General features: G+C 60.4%; 16 protein-coding genes. 13 read left to right on the top strand and 3 right to left on the bottom strand.

The window, feature by feature from the left end:
* Positions 1-219 precede the first annotated feature (219 nt).
* Positions 220-525 (bottom strand): DUF2288 domain-containing protein, encoded by a 306-nt coding sequence (locus AB9L16_RS05650; protein WP_016771353.1) that lies wholly within the window; start codon positions 523-525, stop codon positions 220-222.
* A gap of 351 nt (positions 526-876) precedes the next feature.
* Here AB9L16_RS05650 and AB9L16_RS05645 point away from each other — a divergent pair, with 351 nt between their 5' ends.
* The 9 genes from AB9L16_RS05645 to AB9L16_RS05605 all read left to right on the top strand — a co-directional run bounded on the left by AB9L16_RS05645 (position 877) and on the right by AB9L16_RS05605 (position 8,615).
* Complete coding sequence (locus AB9L16_RS05645) at positions 877-2,004, top strand: branched-chain amino acid ABC transporter substrate-binding protein (protein WP_016771354.1); 1,128 nt, start codon at positions 877-879, stop codon at positions 2,002-2,004.
* Positions 2,005-2,233: 229 nt separating this feature from the next.
* Positions 2,234-3,157: a high-affinity branched-chain amino acid ABC transporter permease LivH gene (gene livH, locus AB9L16_RS05640; protein ID WP_016771355.1), complete on the top strand. Its 924-nt coding sequence runs from the start codon at positions 2,234-2,236 to the stop codon at positions 3,155-3,157.
* A complete protein-coding gene (locus AB9L16_RS05635; RefSeq protein ID WP_375123217.1) occupies positions 3,154-4,410 on the top strand; it encodes a high-affinity branched-chain amino acid ABC transporter permease LivM in 1,257 nt (418 codons plus the stop codon). Before livH ends, AB9L16_RS05635 begins: the two co-directional genes overlap by 4 nt.
* Positions 4,407-5,174 carry a high-affinity branched-chain amino acid ABC transporter ATP-binding protein LivG gene (gene livG, locus AB9L16_RS05630; RefSeq protein WP_016771357.1) on the top strand — a complete coding sequence of 256 codons (768 nt, stop codon included), beginning with the start codon at positions 4,407-4,409 and terminating at the stop codon, positions 5,172-5,174. Before AB9L16_RS05635 ends, livG begins: the two co-directional genes overlap by 4 nt.
* The gene (locus AB9L16_RS05625) at positions 5,175-5,876 is read left to right on the top strand and encodes an ABC transporter ATP-binding protein (RefSeq protein ID WP_003222380.1); all 702 of its coding nucleotides are present in this window, start codon (positions 5,175-5,177) and stop codon (positions 5,874-5,876) included.
* Positions 5,877-6,168: 292 nt separating this feature from the next.
* Positions 6,169-6,474: a DUF2282 domain-containing protein gene (locus AB9L16_RS05620; RefSeq protein ID WP_041478029.1), complete on the top strand. Its 306-nt coding sequence runs from the start codon at positions 6,169-6,171 to the stop codon at positions 6,472-6,474.
* 25 nt (positions 6,475-6,499) lie between these two features.
* Complete coding sequence (locus tag AB9L16_RS05615; protein WP_236168014.1) at positions 6,500-7,387, top strand: DUF692 domain-containing protein; 888 nt, start codon at positions 6,500-6,502, stop codon at positions 7,385-7,387.
* Positions 7,384-8,142 carry a DUF2063 domain-containing protein gene (locus AB9L16_RS05610; RefSeq protein WP_236168015.1) on the top strand — a complete coding sequence of 253 codons (759 nt, stop codon included), beginning with the start codon at positions 7,384-7,386 and terminating at the stop codon, positions 8,140-8,142. The genes AB9L16_RS05615 and AB9L16_RS05610 overlap by 4 nt, the downstream gene beginning before the upstream one ends.
* Positions 8,139-8,615: a DoxX family protein gene (locus AB9L16_RS05605; RefSeq protein ID WP_375123216.1), complete on the top strand. Its 477-nt coding sequence runs from the start codon at positions 8,139-8,141 to the stop codon at positions 8,613-8,615. The genes AB9L16_RS05610 and AB9L16_RS05605 overlap by 4 nt, the downstream gene beginning before the upstream one ends.
* A 98-nt stretch (positions 8,616-8,713) precedes the next feature.
* On the opposite strand, the gene AB9L16_RS05600 is transcribed toward AB9L16_RS05605, so the two are convergent.
* Positions 8,714-9,628 (bottom strand): LysR family transcriptional regulator, encoded by a 915-nt coding sequence (locus tag AB9L16_RS05600; protein ID WP_375123215.1) that lies wholly within the window; start codon positions 9,626-9,628, stop codon positions 8,714-8,716.
* A 104-nt stretch (positions 9,629-9,732) separates the two neighbouring features.
* On the opposite strand from AB9L16_RS05600, the gene AB9L16_RS05595 reads away from it, so the two are divergent.
* From AB9L16_RS05595 to AB9L16_RS05585, 3 genes are all read left to right on the top strand, one after another.
* Positions 9,733-10,332, top strand: a complete 600-nt coding sequence (locus AB9L16_RS05595) for a short chain dehydrogenase (protein WP_252879555.1) — start codon at positions 9,733-9,735, stop codon at positions 10,330-10,332.
* A gap of 60 nt (positions 10,333-10,392) precedes the next feature.
* Positions 10,393-11,046 (top strand): COG3650 family protein, encoded by a 654-nt coding sequence (locus tag AB9L16_RS05590; RefSeq protein WP_375123214.1) that lies wholly within the window; start codon positions 10,393-10,395, stop codon positions 11,044-11,046.
* A gap of 96 nt (positions 11,047-11,142) precedes the next feature.
* Positions 11,143-12,756 carry an NAD(P)/FAD-dependent oxidoreductase gene (locus AB9L16_RS05585; protein ID WP_375123213.1) on the top strand — a complete coding sequence of 538 codons (1,614 nt, stop codon included), beginning with the start codon at positions 11,143-11,145 and terminating at the stop codon, positions 12,754-12,756.
* 136 nt (positions 12,757-12,892) lie between these two features.
* Here the strand turns inward: AB9L16_RS05585 and AB9L16_RS05580 are convergent, their stop codons facing one another.
* The gene (locus AB9L16_RS05580) at positions 12,893-13,987 is read right to left on the bottom strand and encodes a PLP-dependent cysteine synthase family protein (protein ID WP_258707700.1); all 1,095 of its coding nucleotides are present in this window, start codon (positions 13,985-13,987) and stop codon (positions 12,893-12,895) included.
* Positions 13,988-14,238: 251 nt separating this feature from the next.
* Between AB9L16_RS05580 and nhaA the strand changes: the two genes are divergently transcribed.
* Positions 14,239-15,423 carry a Na+/H+ antiporter NhaA gene (gene nhaA / locus AB9L16_RS05575; protein WP_122505756.1) on the top strand — a complete coding sequence of 395 codons (1,185 nt, stop codon included), beginning with the start codon at positions 14,239-14,241 and terminating at the stop codon, positions 15,421-15,423.
* Positions 15,424-15,591: the final 168 nt, after the last annotated feature.

Below are 15,591 nucleotides of genomic sequence, written 5' to 3'. Positions count from 1 at the left end.
GAGCGAGCCTGCTCGCGAAGGCGCCCTCGACTTCACCGACAAATTCCCGCTTTGCGAACATCCAGAAACAATTAAGCGACCCTCAGGCCGCTCAATAAACTGTTCCCGTTACGTTTACGTCACCGTGAGGCGTGGCATTTCTCCACGGCAAGGTGCCATCACGCTACTCCGCTACACACTTGCGGTGCGGCAATCGAGGCACCAAAAGGGTGCAGACAATTAAACGGCCGCCCTTTCCTGGATCAGAATCCACGGCGAAACCACCACGGCCCACAGCTGCGGATCACGTTCGAAAATATCCAGCGCCCGCGTTTCAGACAGCTTGGCGACCTTGTCGTCGGCCAGCCAGGCCGCGACTTTCTCGCCTTCATCCGAGGCCACGGCCTCGGCGGCGGCGATCAAATCCAGGTCAGGGTCGACCCACAATAGGGCACCCTTGGCGAAGAACGGCTCCAGCTCTTTCCAGGTAATAGATGCCGTTTCACCAAGCAGCTTGGCATAGAGGGTGCTAGGTTCTTGATTCATGGGAGCTGTCCGGAAAAGAAATCGACGCGAATGATAACGTCGGTGGTCCGTCAGAAAAACCCGGTTGCAAATCGCTGCACCGAACGAAAAGAGCAGGAACGCCAGGGAATGCTGCCTTTTGGGATATATGCCCCCGATTGCCCCGCCGCAATTCTGTCTCTTTCATTCAAAAATGCGACACCCCCAAGTTTTGCCCCGTGGCGCCCGCTTCCCAGTTGATCAAGCGGCGCTCTACACTGTACCGGTACAGTTGCCGGGGCATTTTCCGGAGGGTATCGCAAAGATATCTGACCCGGTTCTGCTGCTACGGCGCCAGAACTCTAAAAAATACAACAGTAAGAGTGGAGCACTATGACTAAGGCTACTAAGCAGATTTCCAAACTGTTTGCCGCTATGGTTCTGGCCGGGGTTGCCAGCCATTCGTTCGCAGCTGACACCATCAAAATCGGTATCGCCGGTCCTAAAACCGGTCCAGTAGCCCAGTACGGCGACATGCAGTTCAGTGGCGCGAAGATGGCCATCGAGCAGATCAACGCCAAGGGCGGCGTCGACGGCAAGAAACTCGAAGCCGTTGAATACGACGATGCCTGCGATCCGAAACAAGCGGTAGCGGTAGCGAACAAGGTCGTCAACGACGGCGTCAAGTTCGTGGTCGGTCACCTGTGCTCCAGCTCCACCCAGCCAGCTTCGGACATCTACGAAGACGAAGGCGTGATCATGATCACCCCGGCTGCCACCAGCCCGGACATCACCGCCCGTGGCTACAAAATGATCTTCCGCACCATCGGTCTCGACAGCGCCCAAGGCCCTGCCGCCGGCAACTACATCGCCGATCACGTGAAACCGAAAGTCGTTGGCGTATTGCACGACAAACAGCAGTACGGTGAAGGCATTGCCACCGCGGTGAAATCGACCCTCGAGAAGAAAGGCACCAAGGTTGCCGTCTTCGAAGGCGTCAACGCTGGCGACAAGGACTTCTCCGCAATCATCGCCAAGCTCAAGCAAGCCGGCGTCGACTTCGTCTACTACGGCGGCTACCACCCGGAGCTGGGCCTGATCCTGCGTCAGGCTCAGGAAAAAGGCCTGAAAGCCCGCTTCATGGGTCCGGAAGGCGTGGGTAACGACTCGATCACCCAGATCGCCAAGGACGCGTCCGAAGGCCTGCTGGTGACCCTGCCGAAATCCTTCGACCAGGATCCGGCCAACGTTGCCCTGGCTGACGCGTTCAAAGCCAAGAAGGAAGATCCGAGCGGTCCGTTCGTGTTCCCGTCCTACTCGGCAGTGACCGTGATTGCCGAAGGCATCAAGGCGGCCAAGTCCGAAGACGCGACCAAAGTGGCTGAAGCCATCCACGCCGGTTCGTTCAAGACCCCGACCGGCGACCTGAGCTTCGACGACAAGGGCGACCTGAAGGACTTCAAATTTGTCGTGTACGAGTGGCACAACGGCAAACCTAAAACCGAAGTTTCGCCTCAGTAAGGCCTTGCCCGACTGACTGCCAATAAAGCCCACGGCGTGCCGTGGGCTTTGTTTTGCGAATGTATGGGCCGCGCTGGCGTGATCCGCCAGTCGACCCACCTGAAAATCTCAAAACCGTCATCAGCGGTTCGCTGGCAAAACCCGGATTCGAAGTGGATAGAGATCCACGGGGCCGGGCGGGAAAATGACTCCACCAGTGAAATGCGTACAGGTTTTTAGGAGCGCTGTAATGCCTGACCTCTATCACTTCTTCCAACAGCTGGTTAACGGCCTCAACGTTGGCAGCATGTATGCCCTGATCGCCATCGGCTACACGATGGTCTACGGCATCATTGGAATGATCAACTTCGCCCACGGCGAGGTGTACATGATCGGTTCCTACGTGGCCTTCATCGCCATCGCCGGGCTGACCATGATGGGACTCGACAGTGTCCCGCTGTTGATGACCGCGGCGTTCATCGCCAGCATCGTCGTCACCAGTTCCTACGGTTACAGCATCGAACGGATCGCCTACCGCCCCCTGCGCGGCAGCAACCGTCTGATCCCGCTGATTTCTGCCATCGGTATGTCGATCTTCCTGCAGAACACCGTTCTGCTGGCGCAAGACTCCAAGGACAAAGCTATCCCCAACCTGATCCCGGGCAACTTCGCCTTCGGTCCGGGTGGCGCACAAGAAGTGCTGATTTCCTACATGCAGATCGTGGTGTTCGTGGTGACCCTGATCGCCATGCTCGGCCTGACCCTGTTCATCTCCCGTTCCCGTCTGGGCCGCGCCTGCCGCGCCTGTGCCGAGGACATCAAGATGGCCAACCTGCTCGGCATCAACACCAACAACATCATCGCCCTGACCTTCGTCATCGGTGCTGCGCTGGCCGCCGTTGCCGCGGTGCTGCTGAGCATGCAATACGGCGTGATCAACCCCAACGCCGGTTTCCTCGTCGGCCTCAAGGCCTTCACCGCTGCGGTACTGGGCGGCATCGGCAGCATCCCCGGGGCAATGCTCGGCGGCTTGGTGCTCGGTGTAGCGGAAGCTTTCGGTGCCGATATCTTCGGCGACCAGTACAAGGACGTCGTTGCGTTCGGCCTGCTGGTTCTGGTGCTGTTGTTCCGTCCGACCGGCATTCTGGGCCGTCCGGAGGTTGAGAAAGTATGACTAGGAATCTTAAACAGGCACTGTTCAGTGCCTTGCTGGTGTGGGCGGTGGCCTACCCGGTACTGGGTCTGAAACTGACCATCGTCGGCATCAATCTGGAAGTGCACAACACCAGCCCTGCGGTACTCGCGACCATCGCGATCTGCTCGGTGCTGATGTTCTTGCGCGTGCTGTTCAACCAGCAGATCAGCAAGGTCTGGCGCTCCTCGCCGGGCATGCCGCTGATCCCGGCCAAGGCCAGCAACTTTCTGACCCTGCCAACCACCCAGCGCTATTTCATCATTGCGCTGATTCTGATCGCCCTGGTCTGGCCGTTCTTCGGCTCCCGTGGCGCGGTGGATATCGCAACGCTGATCCTGATCTACGTGATGCTCGGTCTGGGCCTGAACATCGTTGTCGGTCTGGCCGGTCTGCTTGACCTCGGTTACGTCGGTTTCTACGCCGTCGGCGCCTACAGCTACGCGCTGCTGTCGCATTACTACGGCTTGAGCTTCTGGATCTGCCTGCCGATTGCCGGCCTGATGGCGGCGACGTTCGGCTTCCTGCTGGGCTTCCCGGTGTTGCGTCTGCGTGGCGACTATCTGGCGATCGTGACCTTGGGTTTCGGCGAAATCATCCGTCTGTTCCTGCGTAACCTGACCGACATCACCGGTGGCCCGAACGGCATCAGCAACATCGAAAAACCGACGTTCTTCGGCCTGACCTTCGAGCGCAAAGCCGCCGAAGGCCTGCAGACGTTCCACGAGTATTTCGGCCTGCAATACAACTCGATCAACAAGGTGATCTTCCTTTACCTGGTTGCGCTGTTGCTTGCACTGGCCGCGCTGTTCGTGATCAACCGTCTGCTGCGTATGCCGATCGGCCGTGCGTGGGAAGCACTGCGTGAAGACGAAATCGCCTGCCGCGCGTTGGGCCTGAACCCGACCGTGATCAAGCTCTCCGCCTTCACCCTGGGCGCTGCGTTCGCCGGTTTCGCCGGCAGCTTCTTCGCTGCACGTCAGGGGCTGGTAACGCCGGAGTCGTTCACCTTCATCGAGTCGGCGATCATCCTCGCCATCGTCGTGTTGGGCGGCATGGGCTCGCAATTGGGTGTGATTCTGGCGGCGATCGTGATGATCCTGTTGCCGGAAATGATGCGTGAGTTCAGCGAGTACCGCATGTTGATGTTCGGTGCGCTGATGGTGCTGATGATGATCTGGCGTCCACAAGGTCTGCTGCCGATGCAACGCCCACACATGGAGTTGCGCAAATGAGCCGCGAGATCCTTAAAGTCGAAAATCTGAGCATGCGCTTCGGCGGCTTGCTAGCGGTCAACGGCGTGGCGCTGACCGTCAAGGAAAAACAGGTGGTTGCCCTGATCGGCCCGAACGGCGCCGGCAAGACCACCGTGTTCAACTGCCTGACCGGTTTCTATCAGCCTACCGGCGGCAGCATCCTGCTCGACGGCGAGCCGATCCAGGGCCTGCCGGGCCACAAGATCGCCCTCAAAGGCGTGGTGCGTACCTTCCAGAACGTGCGTTTGTTCAAGGACATGACCGCGGTCGAGAACCTGTTGATCGCCCAGCACCGTCACTTGAACACCAACTTCCTGTCCGGCCTGTTCAAGACCCCGGCGTTCCGCAAAAGCGAGCGCGAGGCGATGGAATTTGCCGAGTACTGGCTGGAAAAGGTCAACCTCAAAGAGTTCGCCAACCGCACCGCCGGCACCCTCGCCTACGGCCAGCAACGGCGTCTGGAAATCGCCCGCTGCATGATGACCCGCCCGCGAATCCTCATGCTCGACGAACCGGCCGCCGGCCTGAACCCCAAGGAAACCGAAGACCTGAAGGCGCTGATCGGTGTGTTGCGCGAAGAGCACAACGTTACCGTGCTGCTGATTGAACACGACATGAAACTGGTCATGAGCATTTCCGACCACATCGTCGTGATCAACCAGGGCACGCCGCTGGCCGACGGCACGCCGGAACAGATCCGCGACAATCCTGAAGTGATCAAAGCCTACCTGGGGGAAGCGTAAATGCTGCAGTTCGAAAACGTTTCCACCTTCTACGGCAAGATTCAGGCCCTGCACAGCGTCAACGTCGAAGTCCGTCAGGGCGAGATCGTGACACTGATCGGCGCCAACGGTGCCGGCAAATCCACGCTGCTGATGACACTCTGCGGTTCGCCGCAGGCGCACAGCGGCAGCATCCGCTACATGGGTGAGGAACTGGTCGGCCAGGACTCGTCGCAGATCATGCGCAAGAGCATCGCCGTGGTCCCGGAAGGTCGTCGAGTGTTTGCCCGTCTGACCGTGGAAGAAAACCTGTCGATGGGCGGATTTTTCACCGACAAGGGCGACTATCAGGAACAGATGGACAAGGTCCTCGGACTTTTCCCACGCCTGAAAGAGCGTTTCAACCAGCGCGGCGGCACCATGTCCGGCGGTGAACAGCAGATGCTCGCCATCGGCCGTGCACTGATGAGCAAGCCCAAGCTGCTGCTGCTCGACGAGCCGTCGCTGGGTCTGGCGCCGATCATCATCCAGCAGATCTTCGACATCATCGAACAGCTGCGCAAGGACGGTGTGACGGTGTTCCTGGTCGAGCAGAACGCCAACCAGGCACTGAAAATCGCTGACCGCGCCTACGTTCTGGAGAACGGCCGCGTGGTCATGCAAGGCACCGGTGAAGCGCTGCTGACCGACCCGAAAGTACGCGAGGCGTACCTCGGCGGTTGAGTGTTATCGCTGCACAAAAAAAACGGCCTTCGGGCCGTTTTTTATGCCCAAACGAAAAACACCGATCCTCTGTGGGAGCGAGCCTGCTCGCGAAAGCGATGTATCACGCACCAATAATGTTGAATGTCACACCGCCTTCGCGAGCAGGCTCGCTCCCACAGGGATACTGCTGAATCCGAAATTTTTTATAAATTTCTCGCCCCACCTGTAACGCATCCCGCCACCCGTTCTCTAGAGGGACAAGCAAGCGCAACAGCACTTGCAGAAACCCTGATAAACCTGGAGAAACATCATGACTGCGACTACCCGTACCCTGTCCGCCACCGCTCTGGTTCTGGCTCTCGGTTCCGCTCTGAGCATCGCCACTGTCTCCACCGCCCAGGCAGCCGATGCCAACATGGAAAAATGCTTCGGCGTAGCCCTGAAAGGCAAGAACGATTGCGCCGCAGGTGCCGGCACCACCTGCGCCGGTACGGCGAAAATGGACTATCAGGCCAACGCCTGGAAGCTCGTTCCGAAGGGCACCTGCGCCACCACCGAGAGCAAAACCTCGCCGACCGGTTTCGGTCAGCTCGAAGCCTTCAAAGCCAAGTCCTGATCCACGGCCTGCCTGAGTGACGCCCATGTTCAGTCATCACGAACCGTCCCTGCCGCGCACTCAGGCAGCTCGCACCGAGCTCCCTGCCCGCGCCGGGCTGGGGCTCAAGACCGGGCACTTCCTTGATGTGCTCGGCTCCGTACCGGACCTCGGTTTCTTCGAGGTCCACGCCGAAAACTACATGGTGGCCGGCGGCCCGTTTCATCATTTTCTCGGTCTGATTCGCGAACAGTACCCGCTGTCACTGCATGGCGTTGGACTGTCGATCGGTGGCGAAGGCCCGCTGGACAGCCAGCACCTCAAACGCCTCGCCGAGCTGATCGAGCGCTATCAACCGCAAGCCTTTTCCGAACACCTGGCATGGTCGAGCCACGGCCCGGTGTTCCTCAATGACCTGCTGCCACTGGCTTACGACACGCCGACGCTGAACCGCGTCTGTGCGCACATCGACCAGGTGCAGAACACTCTGAAACGACCGATGCTGCTGGAAAACCCGGCGACGTATCTGGCGTTTGAGCATTCGACGATCGACGAGGCCGAGTTCATCGCCGAAGTAATCCGCCGCAGCGGCTGCGGCTTGTTGCTCGACGTCAATAATGTCTACGTGTCGTGCATCAATCATCAGCGCGATCCGTCGGCCTACCTTGATGCGTTACCGCTGCACGCAGTCGGCGAGATTCATCTGGCCGGCTTCGCTGAAGATTGCGACAACCTCGGCGACCGCTTGCTGATTGACGATCACGGCGCGCCGGTTGATCAGGCCGTTTGGGATCTGTACCGGCAAGTGCTGCGCCGTATCGGCCCGGTGGCGACGTTGATCGAACGGGATAATCAGGTGCCGGCCTTCGCCGTTTTGCTCGCCGAAGCGCAGCAAGCCGAGACGCTGTTGCGCCAAGCGGAGCGTGCGGCATGAGCACGCAAGCGGATTTCGCCGCCGCCCTGCTCAATGCGCAACTGCCGCATCCCAAGGGCCTGTGCAGCCGTAATGGCGCCGATCCGTCGCGACGTTTTGCGGTGTATCGCAACAACGTGCAGAGCTCGCTGATCAATGCCCTGGCCGACAGCTATCCGGTGGTACTGCAATTGGTCGGCGAGGAATTCTTCCGCGCCATGGCGGCGATTTTCGTCCAGAGTCAGCCGCCACACAGTCCGTTGATGAGCCGCTATGGCGAGAATTTCGCCGACTTCATCGCAGAGTTTGAACCCATCGCCGGCGTGCCTTATGTCGCTGATGTCGCGCGACTCGAGCATTTGCGCACTGTTGCTTACCACGCCGCCGATGCGCAGCCGATCCGGCCTGAACAAGTCAGTGCCGCGCTGGCCGATCCGCAGTCGCTGAGTGAACTGTGTTTCGAACTGCATCCCTCGCTGCACCTGCTCGACTCTGCTTTCGCGGTGGTGGCGATCTGGGCCGCGCATCAGCAGGAGCCAAGTCTGGCGGGCATTGGCCTCCATCAAGGCCAGCATGCCCTGGTGCTGCGCAACGGTCTCGACGTTGAGGTGTTCGCTCTTGAGGCGGGTGCGAGCGTGTTCATTGGTCATCTGCTTCAGGGCTCGCCGTTGCTCGCGGCGGCAGAAAACAGCCCGCCGTTCGATCTCGCGCAAACCCTCGCCTTACTGATTGCGCATAACGCGATCACCCAGCTGAATTACAAGGAGTTGCCATGAACGCCTTTATCCTGCGCGTCATCGCGCTGTTGGAAAAAATCCCGCACAGCCTGATTGCCCTCATCGCGCGTTTTTCCATCGCTGCGGTGTTCTGGAAATCCGGGCAAACCAAGGTCGAAGGACTGGCCGTCGATTTGATTGACGGCACTTTTGAACTGGGCTGGCCACGTTTGGCCGATTCGACGATTCCGCTGTTTCAGAGCGAGTACAACCTGCCGCTGCTGTCGCCGGAAATTGCCGCGCATCTGGCGGCGTTTGCCGAGCATGTGTTTCCGCTACTGATCCTGCTCGGCTTCGCCACACGATTTTCGGCGCTGGCATTGCTCGGCATGACGTTGACTATCCAACTGTTCGTCTACCCGGATGCCTACCCGACCCACGGCACCTGGGCGGCGGTGTTGCTGTACCTGATGGCGACCGGGCCCGGCAAATTGTCGATCGATCAGCTGATTGCCCGCCGTTTCCAAGGCTGACCTGAAATTGTAGGAGCTGCCGAAGGCTGCGATCTTTTGATCTTGCTTCTAAAAATCAAAAGATCGCAGCCTTCGGCAGCTCCTACACAGGTTCGGTGTCAGCGCTGGAGTCGATCCAGCGCCTCGCCACTGCGCTTGAACCAGCCCATCAAATAATCCGCCAACACCTGCGTGCGCTTGGGCAATCCCCCCTGATACGGGTGCACCAGATACATCGGCATGCGTCGGGTCTGGTAATCGCGCAGCAACCAGCGCAAGCGGCCGTCAGCCAGTTCCGCTTGCAGCAGATACGAAGGCAAACGGGCGATGCCGGCGCCGGACAGCGCTGCTTTCTTCAACAGGCTGTAATGATTACTGGCAAATGGACCGGATACCCGCACCCGCAACAACTCGTGCTGCTGGTGATACAGCCATTCTTCGCGACCGCTGTAATGGCTGTTGAGCAGACAACGATGCTCGGCCAAGGCATGGGGCGTCGCCGGCTCGCCGAAGCGCTCGAGGTAGGCCGGGCTGGCGCAGGTCATTTCGTGCCACGCCAACAACGGCTTGGCCACCAGCCGATCGTCATTGGCCACTTCGGCGCGAATCGCCAGATCAAAGCCATCGCGCGACAGATCGCGATAGCTGTTGTTCAGCTCCAGCTCGATTTGCACCTCGGGGTATTGCCCGGAAAACTCCAGCAGCAAGCCATCGAAGAAGGTCTCGCCGAGCGACACCGGAACCGTCATGCGCACGGGGCCGGCCATGTCGTCCTTCAACCGCGCCAAAGCCTGCCGTGCGCGTTCGACCTGGACCACCAGCGCCTGGGCCTGCGGCAGCAGCGCCGCCCCCGCCGCCGTCAGGCTCAAGCGCCGGGTGGTGCGTTGCAGCAATACCACACCGAACTGCGCTTCGAGCTGGCTGATGCGCTTGGATAACTGGCCCTTGCTGCAGCCCAACTGCTGCGCCGCAAGGGTGAAACTGCCGGCCTCGATCAGCACAGCGAACGCGGCGAGATGATCCATTTCGCTCATGGATTGTTTCCAATTGAAAACCAAAGGTTGCCTATTAGTGCGCTTATCCGCAAAAAAAACCACCCTAGACTGAAACCTCATTCACACACATGGGGTACAGCACGATGAAAATTCTGTTGATAGGCGCAGGCGGCACCATCGGCTCAGCGGTGGACAAAGAATTGTCGCAACGCCACGAGGTCATTCGTATCGGTCGTAACAGCGGTGACTTGCAAGTGGATATCAGCGACAGCGCCTCGATCCGCAAACTGTTCGAACAGACCGGCAAGTTCGATGCGCTGGTCTGCGCGGCGGGCAACGTGACGTTTGCAGCGCTGGACGACATGACTGAGGACAGCTTCGCCCTCGGCCTGAAAGACAAACTGATGGGCCAGATCAACCTGCTGCTGATCGGCCGCGAGTACGCCAACGATGGAGCTTCGTTCACGTTTACCACCGGCGTGCTCAGCCACGACCCGATTCGTAGCGGCGCCTCGGCAGCGCTGGTCAACGGCGCCATCGACAGCTTCGTCCGCGCCGCCGCCATCGAACTGCCGCGTGGCCTGCGGGTGAACTCGGTGAGCCCGACCGTACTGACCGAAGCCCTGGGCAAATACGCGCCCTACTTCCGTGGCTTCAAGCCGGTTCCTGCAGCGGAAGTGGCATTGGCCTACGCGAAAAGTGTCGAAGGCCTGCAAACCGGTCAGACGTTTCACGTGGGTTAAGGCCCTTGTGATGAGCGGTCAGGCTGCGTAACGTGGCAGCACTTGTCTGGAGAGCCAAAGATGCGTGTTGCCCGTTCGTTAGTCCTCGTTGCCCTGCTGCCGATGTTTGCCGCCTGCCAGTTGTTCGACGGCCAGCGTGAAAGTGTGTCCCATGCTGGGCAAACGCGAGTGCAGGGGCAACTGACCGCCGCCGACGGCAAACTGGTGTTCCAGCCGTGCCAGGATCAGCGGCAACTGGTGGTCAACGACATCGGCGGCACCAGCGTCCTGCAAGAGGCCGCCACCCTTGCCGACGAGCAGGGCAAGCTGTTTGCCGATGTGCGCGGCAAGGTCTCCGGCGACCGTCTCGACCTCGGCCAGTTGTATCGCGTCGAGCGCTCGGGCACGGCCTGCGACGATCCGAATTTCAAACTGCTGATCCTGCGCGCTGCCGGCCATGGCCCGGAATGGAACGTCAAGGTCAGCGGCAAAGGCATGGTCATCGAGCGCGACGGCCAGCCCCCGCTGGCCGTGCCGTATGTGGAAGAGCAACTGGGCGACGGCCGCTTCAATCTCAGCAGCGAAGCCAACAACCAGCGCATCGAATTGTGGGTGGCGCCACAGCGCTGCGTCGACAGCAGCACCGGCAGCGTGCAGCACATGAGCGCCGAGTTGCGTATCGACGGTCAGGTCCAGCGCGGCTGCGGCTATTTCGGCGGCGCGCGCAACGACTGATCGTTTTTCCCCCACGGATCCGCTCGCGGCGGCTTATAATCGCCGCCTTCAAACGCCCTGGCGCAGTTGTGCGCCCCGCGAATCCGGATCCCCGCCATGTTACGAATCACTGAACTCAAGCTGCCAATCGACCATCCCGAAGAAGACCTGCGCGCCGCCATCGTGCAGCGTCTGGGCATCGCCAGCGATGATCTGCTCGATTTCACCTTGTTCAAGCGCAGCTATGACGCGCGCAAAAAGTCCTCCGAACTGTGCTTCATCTACACCATCGACCTCAACGTACGCGACGAGGCCAGAGTGTTGGGCAAGTTCGCCGACGACCGTAACGTCAACGTGGCGCCGGATGTCAGCTACAAATTCGTTGGTCAGGCACCGAGCGATCCGGGTCAGCGGCCGATCGTCATCGGTTTCGGCCCGTGCGGCATCTTCGCCGGCCTGCTGCTGGCACAAATGGGCTTCAAACCGATCATTCTCGAACGCGGCACCGAAGTCCGTCAGCGCACCAAAGACACCTGGGGCCTGTGGCGCAAAAGCGTGCTCAATCCCGAGTCCAACGTGCAGTTTGGCGAAGGCGGCGCGGGCACGTTCTCCGACGGCAAGCTGTATAGCCAGATCAAGGACCCGAAATTCCTCGGCCGCAAAGTCCTGCACGAGTTCGTCAAGGCCGGCGCGCCGGAAGAAATCCTCTACGTCAGCAAGCCGCACATCGGTACGTTCCGCCTGACCGGTATGGTCGAAAACATGCGCGAGCAGATCCGCGAACTGGGCGGTGAAGTGCGCTTCCAGGAGCGCGTCAGCGACGTGCTGATCGAAGACGGCCAACTGGTGGGGGTGCAACTGGCCAGCGGCGAAACCCTGCATTCCAAACACGTGGTTCTGGCCCTCGGCCACAGCGCCCGCGACACCTTCCGCATGCTCCACAGCCGTGGCGTGTTCATGGAAGCCAAGCCGTTCTCGGTGGGTTTCCGCATCGAACATCCGCAGTCGCTGATCGACCGCGCGCGCCTGGGCAAGTACGCCGGCCACCCGAAACTTGGCGCGGCCGATTACAAACTGGTGCACCACGCCAAGAATGGCCGTTCGGTGTACAGCTTCTGCATGTGCCCAGGCGGCACCGTGGTCGCGGCGACGTCGGAACCGAATCGCGTGGTCACCAATGGCATGAGCCAGTACTCGCGTAACGAGCGCAATGCCAACTCCGGCATCGTCGTCGGCATTACCCCGGAAGTCGACTATCCGGGCGGCCCGCTCGCCGGTATCGAGTTGCAGGAACGCCTGGAATCCCACGCGTTCATCCTTGGCGGCAGCGACTACAAGGCTCCGGCGCAACTGGTTGGCGACTTCATCAACGACATTCCATCGACCGAACTGGGCGAAGTCGAGCCGTCGTACAAGCCGGGCGTGGCGCTGGGCGATCTGGCCTTGGCACTGCCGGACTTTGCCATTGAGGCGATCCGTGAAGCCTTGCCAGCGTTCGAGAAGCAGATTCGCGGTTATTCCCTGCATGACGCCGTGTTGACCGGGATCGAGACCCGCACTTCATCGCCGCTGCGCATCACCCGCAACGAGTCGCTGCAGAGCATGAACGTCAAGGGCCTGTTCCCGGCCGGTGAAGGCGCGGGCTATGCCGGCGGAATTCTCTCGGCGGGTGTCGACGGGATTCGCATTGCCGAGGCAGTGGCTCGCGATATCCTCGGCCTGGAAGCCTGATCAGCATCAGCTGACCCAACACAAAACCCTGTGGGAGCGAGCCTGCTCGCGAAAGCGGTCTGTCACTCAACGAAGTTGTTGAATGTGATTCCGCCTTCGCGAGCAGGCTCGCTCCCACATTGGTTTTTGCGTTTCTTCAGATGTTGGCGCGCAGCACCGAGGTCGGGAGCGCCTCTCCGCGCTCGGCACTTGCCGCCACCGCTGCAATCAAGTCACCCAGTTCATAACCCTGCGCCTTCAGCCATTGCTGATCGTAATACGTGTCGGCATAACGCTCGCCGCCATCGCACAGGATCGCCACGATCGACCCCGACTGCCCCGCCGCTTTCATCTGTTGCGCCGCCATCAGCGCACCGATCAGATTGGTCCCGCTCGACCCGCCGACATGCCGCCCTAAACGCTGCGCCAGATAATGCATGGCCGCCAGCGACAGGGCGTCCGGCACCTTGACCATCGCATCGATCACCTTGGGCAGGAACGACGCTTCCACCCGAGGCCGGCCAATGCCTTCGATGCGTGAGCCGCAATCCAGACGCAGGCTGGCATCACCGCTCTGATAGAAATTGAAGAACACCGAACGCTCGGCATCGGCACACAACACGCGGGTGCAGTGCTGGCGATAGCGCACGTAGCGACCGAGGGTCGCGGTGGTGCCGCCGGTGCCGGGGCTGGAAATCAGCCAGGTCGGCTCAGGGTGTTTTTCGTAGCGCATCTGCTGGAAGATCGACTCGGCGATGTTGTTGTTCGCCCGCCAGTCGGTGGCACGTTCGGCGTAGGTGAACTGATCGATAAAGTGACCGCCATGCTCGCGGGCCAAGCGCTCGGATTCGGCGTAGATCTGCGTCGGATCCTGCACCAGATGACTCTGCCCGCCGTAAAAAGCAATCTGGGCAATCTTCTCTTTCGAGGTGGTCGCCGGCATTACTGCGATAAACGGCAAACCGAGCATGCGCGCGAAATACGCTTCGGAAATCGCCGTCGAACCACTGGACGCTTCGATCACCGGCGCGCCGGGCTTGAGCCAGCCGTTGCACAGCGCGTAAAGGAACAGCGAACGTGCCAGGCGATGCTTAAGGCTGCCGGTCGGGTGGCTGGATTCGTCCTTGAAATACAACTCGATGCCGGCAAAACCGGGCAGCGGCAAAGGGATCAGGTGGGTGTCGGCGCTGCGCTGGAAGTCCGCCTCGATGATGCGGATGGCTTCGCGTGCCCACTGTCGGTTGTCGCTCATGGTTTCGGTTCTCGTTGAATCAGCCAGAAGATCGGTCTTCTGAAAAAGGTCTGCCGCAAGCTTAGGAAAAATCCCGCAGGCGGCAAAGATACAGCTGAGTCTCAATGTGTCAGGCAACTGCTAGGCTCAGTGCTGCCCGAGCCAGACAGCCTGTAACGACATATAACAAAAAAGAATATAACTTTTGTTTTAACAACTAACGGTACGGGTTAGGGTGTTTCACCTTTTTCTTGATTCGATGGAGAGCGACCTTGCCTCTGCGTAGCACTTTCACGCGTTTCTTTCAGTTGGAAGCCGCCAGCGGTCTGCTATTGATCGCCGCAGCCGTTCTCGCGCTGATCATCAACAACTCACCGCTGTCGTGGCTGTACACCGGCCTGCTCGACACCCCGGTGGTGGCGCAGATCGGCGCGTTGAAAATCGCCAAACCTCTGCTGCTGTGGATCAATGACGGCCTGATGGCGATGTTCTTCCTGCTGATCGGTCTGGAAGTCAAACGCGAAGTGCTCGACGGCCAATTGTCCAAGCCTTCGCAGATCGTCCTGCCCGGCGCAGCGGCGATCGGCGGCATGCTGGTGCCGGCGCTGATCTACTGGTTCCTCAACCGCGACAACCCCGCCGCCCTGAGTGGCTGGGCCATTCCGACCGCCACCGACATCGCCTTCGCCCTCGGCGTATTGGCCCTGCTCGGCAAACGCGTTCCGGTGTCGCTGAAACTGTTCCTGATGACCCTGGCGATCATCGATGACCTGGGCGCCATCGTCATCATCGCAATCTTCTATTCCGGCGAACTCTCGACCCTTTCCCTTGGCCTGGCGGCTGCGTGCATTGCCGCGCTGGTGGCGATGAACCGGCTCGGCGTGGTCAAGCTCGGGCCGTACATGATCATCGGCCTGATCCTCTGGGTCTGCGTGCTCAAGAGCGGTGTCCACGCGACACTGGCCGGCGTGACCCTGGCTTTCTGCATTCCCCTGCGCACGAAAAACGCCGAGTCGTCGCCGCTGCTGACCCTCGAACACGCGCTGCACCCGTGGGTCGCCTACGGCATCCTGCCGCTGTTCGCCTTCGCCAACGCCGGCCTGTCACTGAGCGGCGTCACCGTCGAAAGCTTCACCCACGACGTACCGATGGGCATCGCCATCGGCCTGCTGTTGGGCAAGACCGTCGGCGTGTTCGGCCTGACCTGGCTGGCGGTCAAGATCGGCATCGCCGCCCTGCCCCAAGGCGCCAACTGGGGCCAGGTCCTCGGCGTGGCAATCCTCTGCGGCATCGGCTTCACCATGAGCCTGTTCGTCGGCTCGCTGGCCTTCGAACCCGGCGTGAGTGATTACGCCGGCATGGATCGCATGGGCATCCTCACCGGCTCGATTCTCGCGGCGGTGATTGGTTATGCGGTGACGGCGGCGGCGAGTCGCAAGAATTCACAACTGCAATGACCCCTGTGGCGAGGGAGCTTGGCCCTCGCCACAGATTCTCCGCCTGACAGTTACGCAGCGAACAATCCCCACGTCATTAGCGACCCGTCCTACAGCCACACTTTCTCCGCTTCGATAACGTCGTGCAGCCCCTTTCCGAGGGGCTGTCGATGATGAACGAAGGGACGA

It is taken from the genome of Pseudomonas sp. LW8 (assembly GCF_041956865.1).
In the GTDB taxonomy this organism is placed as follows: domain Bacteria; phylum Pseudomonadota; class Gammaproteobacteria; order Pseudomonadales; family Pseudomonadaceae; genus Aquipseudomonas; species Aquipseudomonas siliginis.
Note: the sequence above shows the minus strand (reverse complement) of the source record. Positions and strands in the feature narration are given on the sequence as shown.

Excerpts from the sequence above, each read along its gene's own strand:
- AB9L16_RS05585 (WP_375123213.1), top strand. The coding sequence starts at position 11,143 with ATGTTACGAATCACTGAACTCAAGCTGCCAATCGACCATCCCGAAGAA.
- AB9L16_RS05625 (WP_003222380.1), top strand. The coding sequence starts at position 5,175 with ATGCTGCAGTTCGAAAACGTTTCCACCTTCTACGGCAAGATTCAGGCC.
- AB9L16_RS05590 (WP_375123214.1), top strand. The coding sequence starts at position 10,393 with ATGCGTGTTGCCCGTTCGTTAGTCCTCGTTGCCCTGCTGCCGATGTTT.
- livH (WP_016771355.1), top strand. The coding sequence starts at position 2,234 with ATGCCTGACCTCTATCACTTCTTCCAACAGCTGGTTAACGGCCTCAAC.
- AB9L16_RS05645 (WP_016771354.1), top strand. The coding sequence starts at position 877 with ATGACTAAGGCTACTAAGCAGATTTCCAAACTGTTTGCCGCTATGGTT.
- AB9L16_RS05620 (WP_041478029.1), top strand. The coding sequence starts at position 6,169 with ATGACTGCGACTACCCGTACCCTGTCCGCCACCGCTCTGGTTCTGGCT.
- AB9L16_RS05650 (WP_016771353.1), bottom strand. The coding sequence starts at position 525 with ATGAATCAAGAACCTAGCACCCTCTATGCCAAGCTGCTTGGTGAAACG.
- AB9L16_RS05610 (WP_236168015.1), top strand. The coding sequence starts at position 7,384 with ATGAGCACGCAAGCGGATTTCGCCGCCGCCCTGCTCAATGCGCAACTG.
- AB9L16_RS05595 (WP_252879555.1), top strand. The coding sequence starts at position 9,733 with ATGAAAATTCTGTTGATAGGCGCAGGCGGCACCATCGGCTCAGCGGTG.
- AB9L16_RS05615 (WP_236168014.1), top strand. The coding sequence starts at position 6,500 with ATGTTCAGTCATCACGAACCGTCCCTGCCGCGCACTCAGGCAGCTCGC.
- AB9L16_RS05580 (WP_258707700.1), bottom strand. The coding sequence starts at position 13,987 with ATGAGCGACAACCGACAGTGGGCACGCGAAGCCATCCGCATCATCGAG.
- AB9L16_RS05635 (WP_375123217.1), top strand. The coding sequence starts at position 3,154 with ATGACTAGGAATCTTAAACAGGCACTGTTCAGTGCCTTGCTGGTGTGG.
- AB9L16_RS05600 (WP_375123215.1), bottom strand. The coding sequence starts at position 9,628 with ATGAGCGAAATGGATCATCTCGCCGCGTTCGCTGTGCTGATCGAGGCC.
- livG (WP_016771357.1), top strand. The coding sequence starts at position 4,407 with ATGAGCCGCGAGATCCTTAAAGTCGAAAATCTGAGCATGCGCTTCGGC.
- AB9L16_RS05605 (WP_375123216.1), top strand. The coding sequence starts at position 8,139 with ATGAACGCCTTTATCCTGCGCGTCATCGCGCTGTTGGAAAAAATCCCG.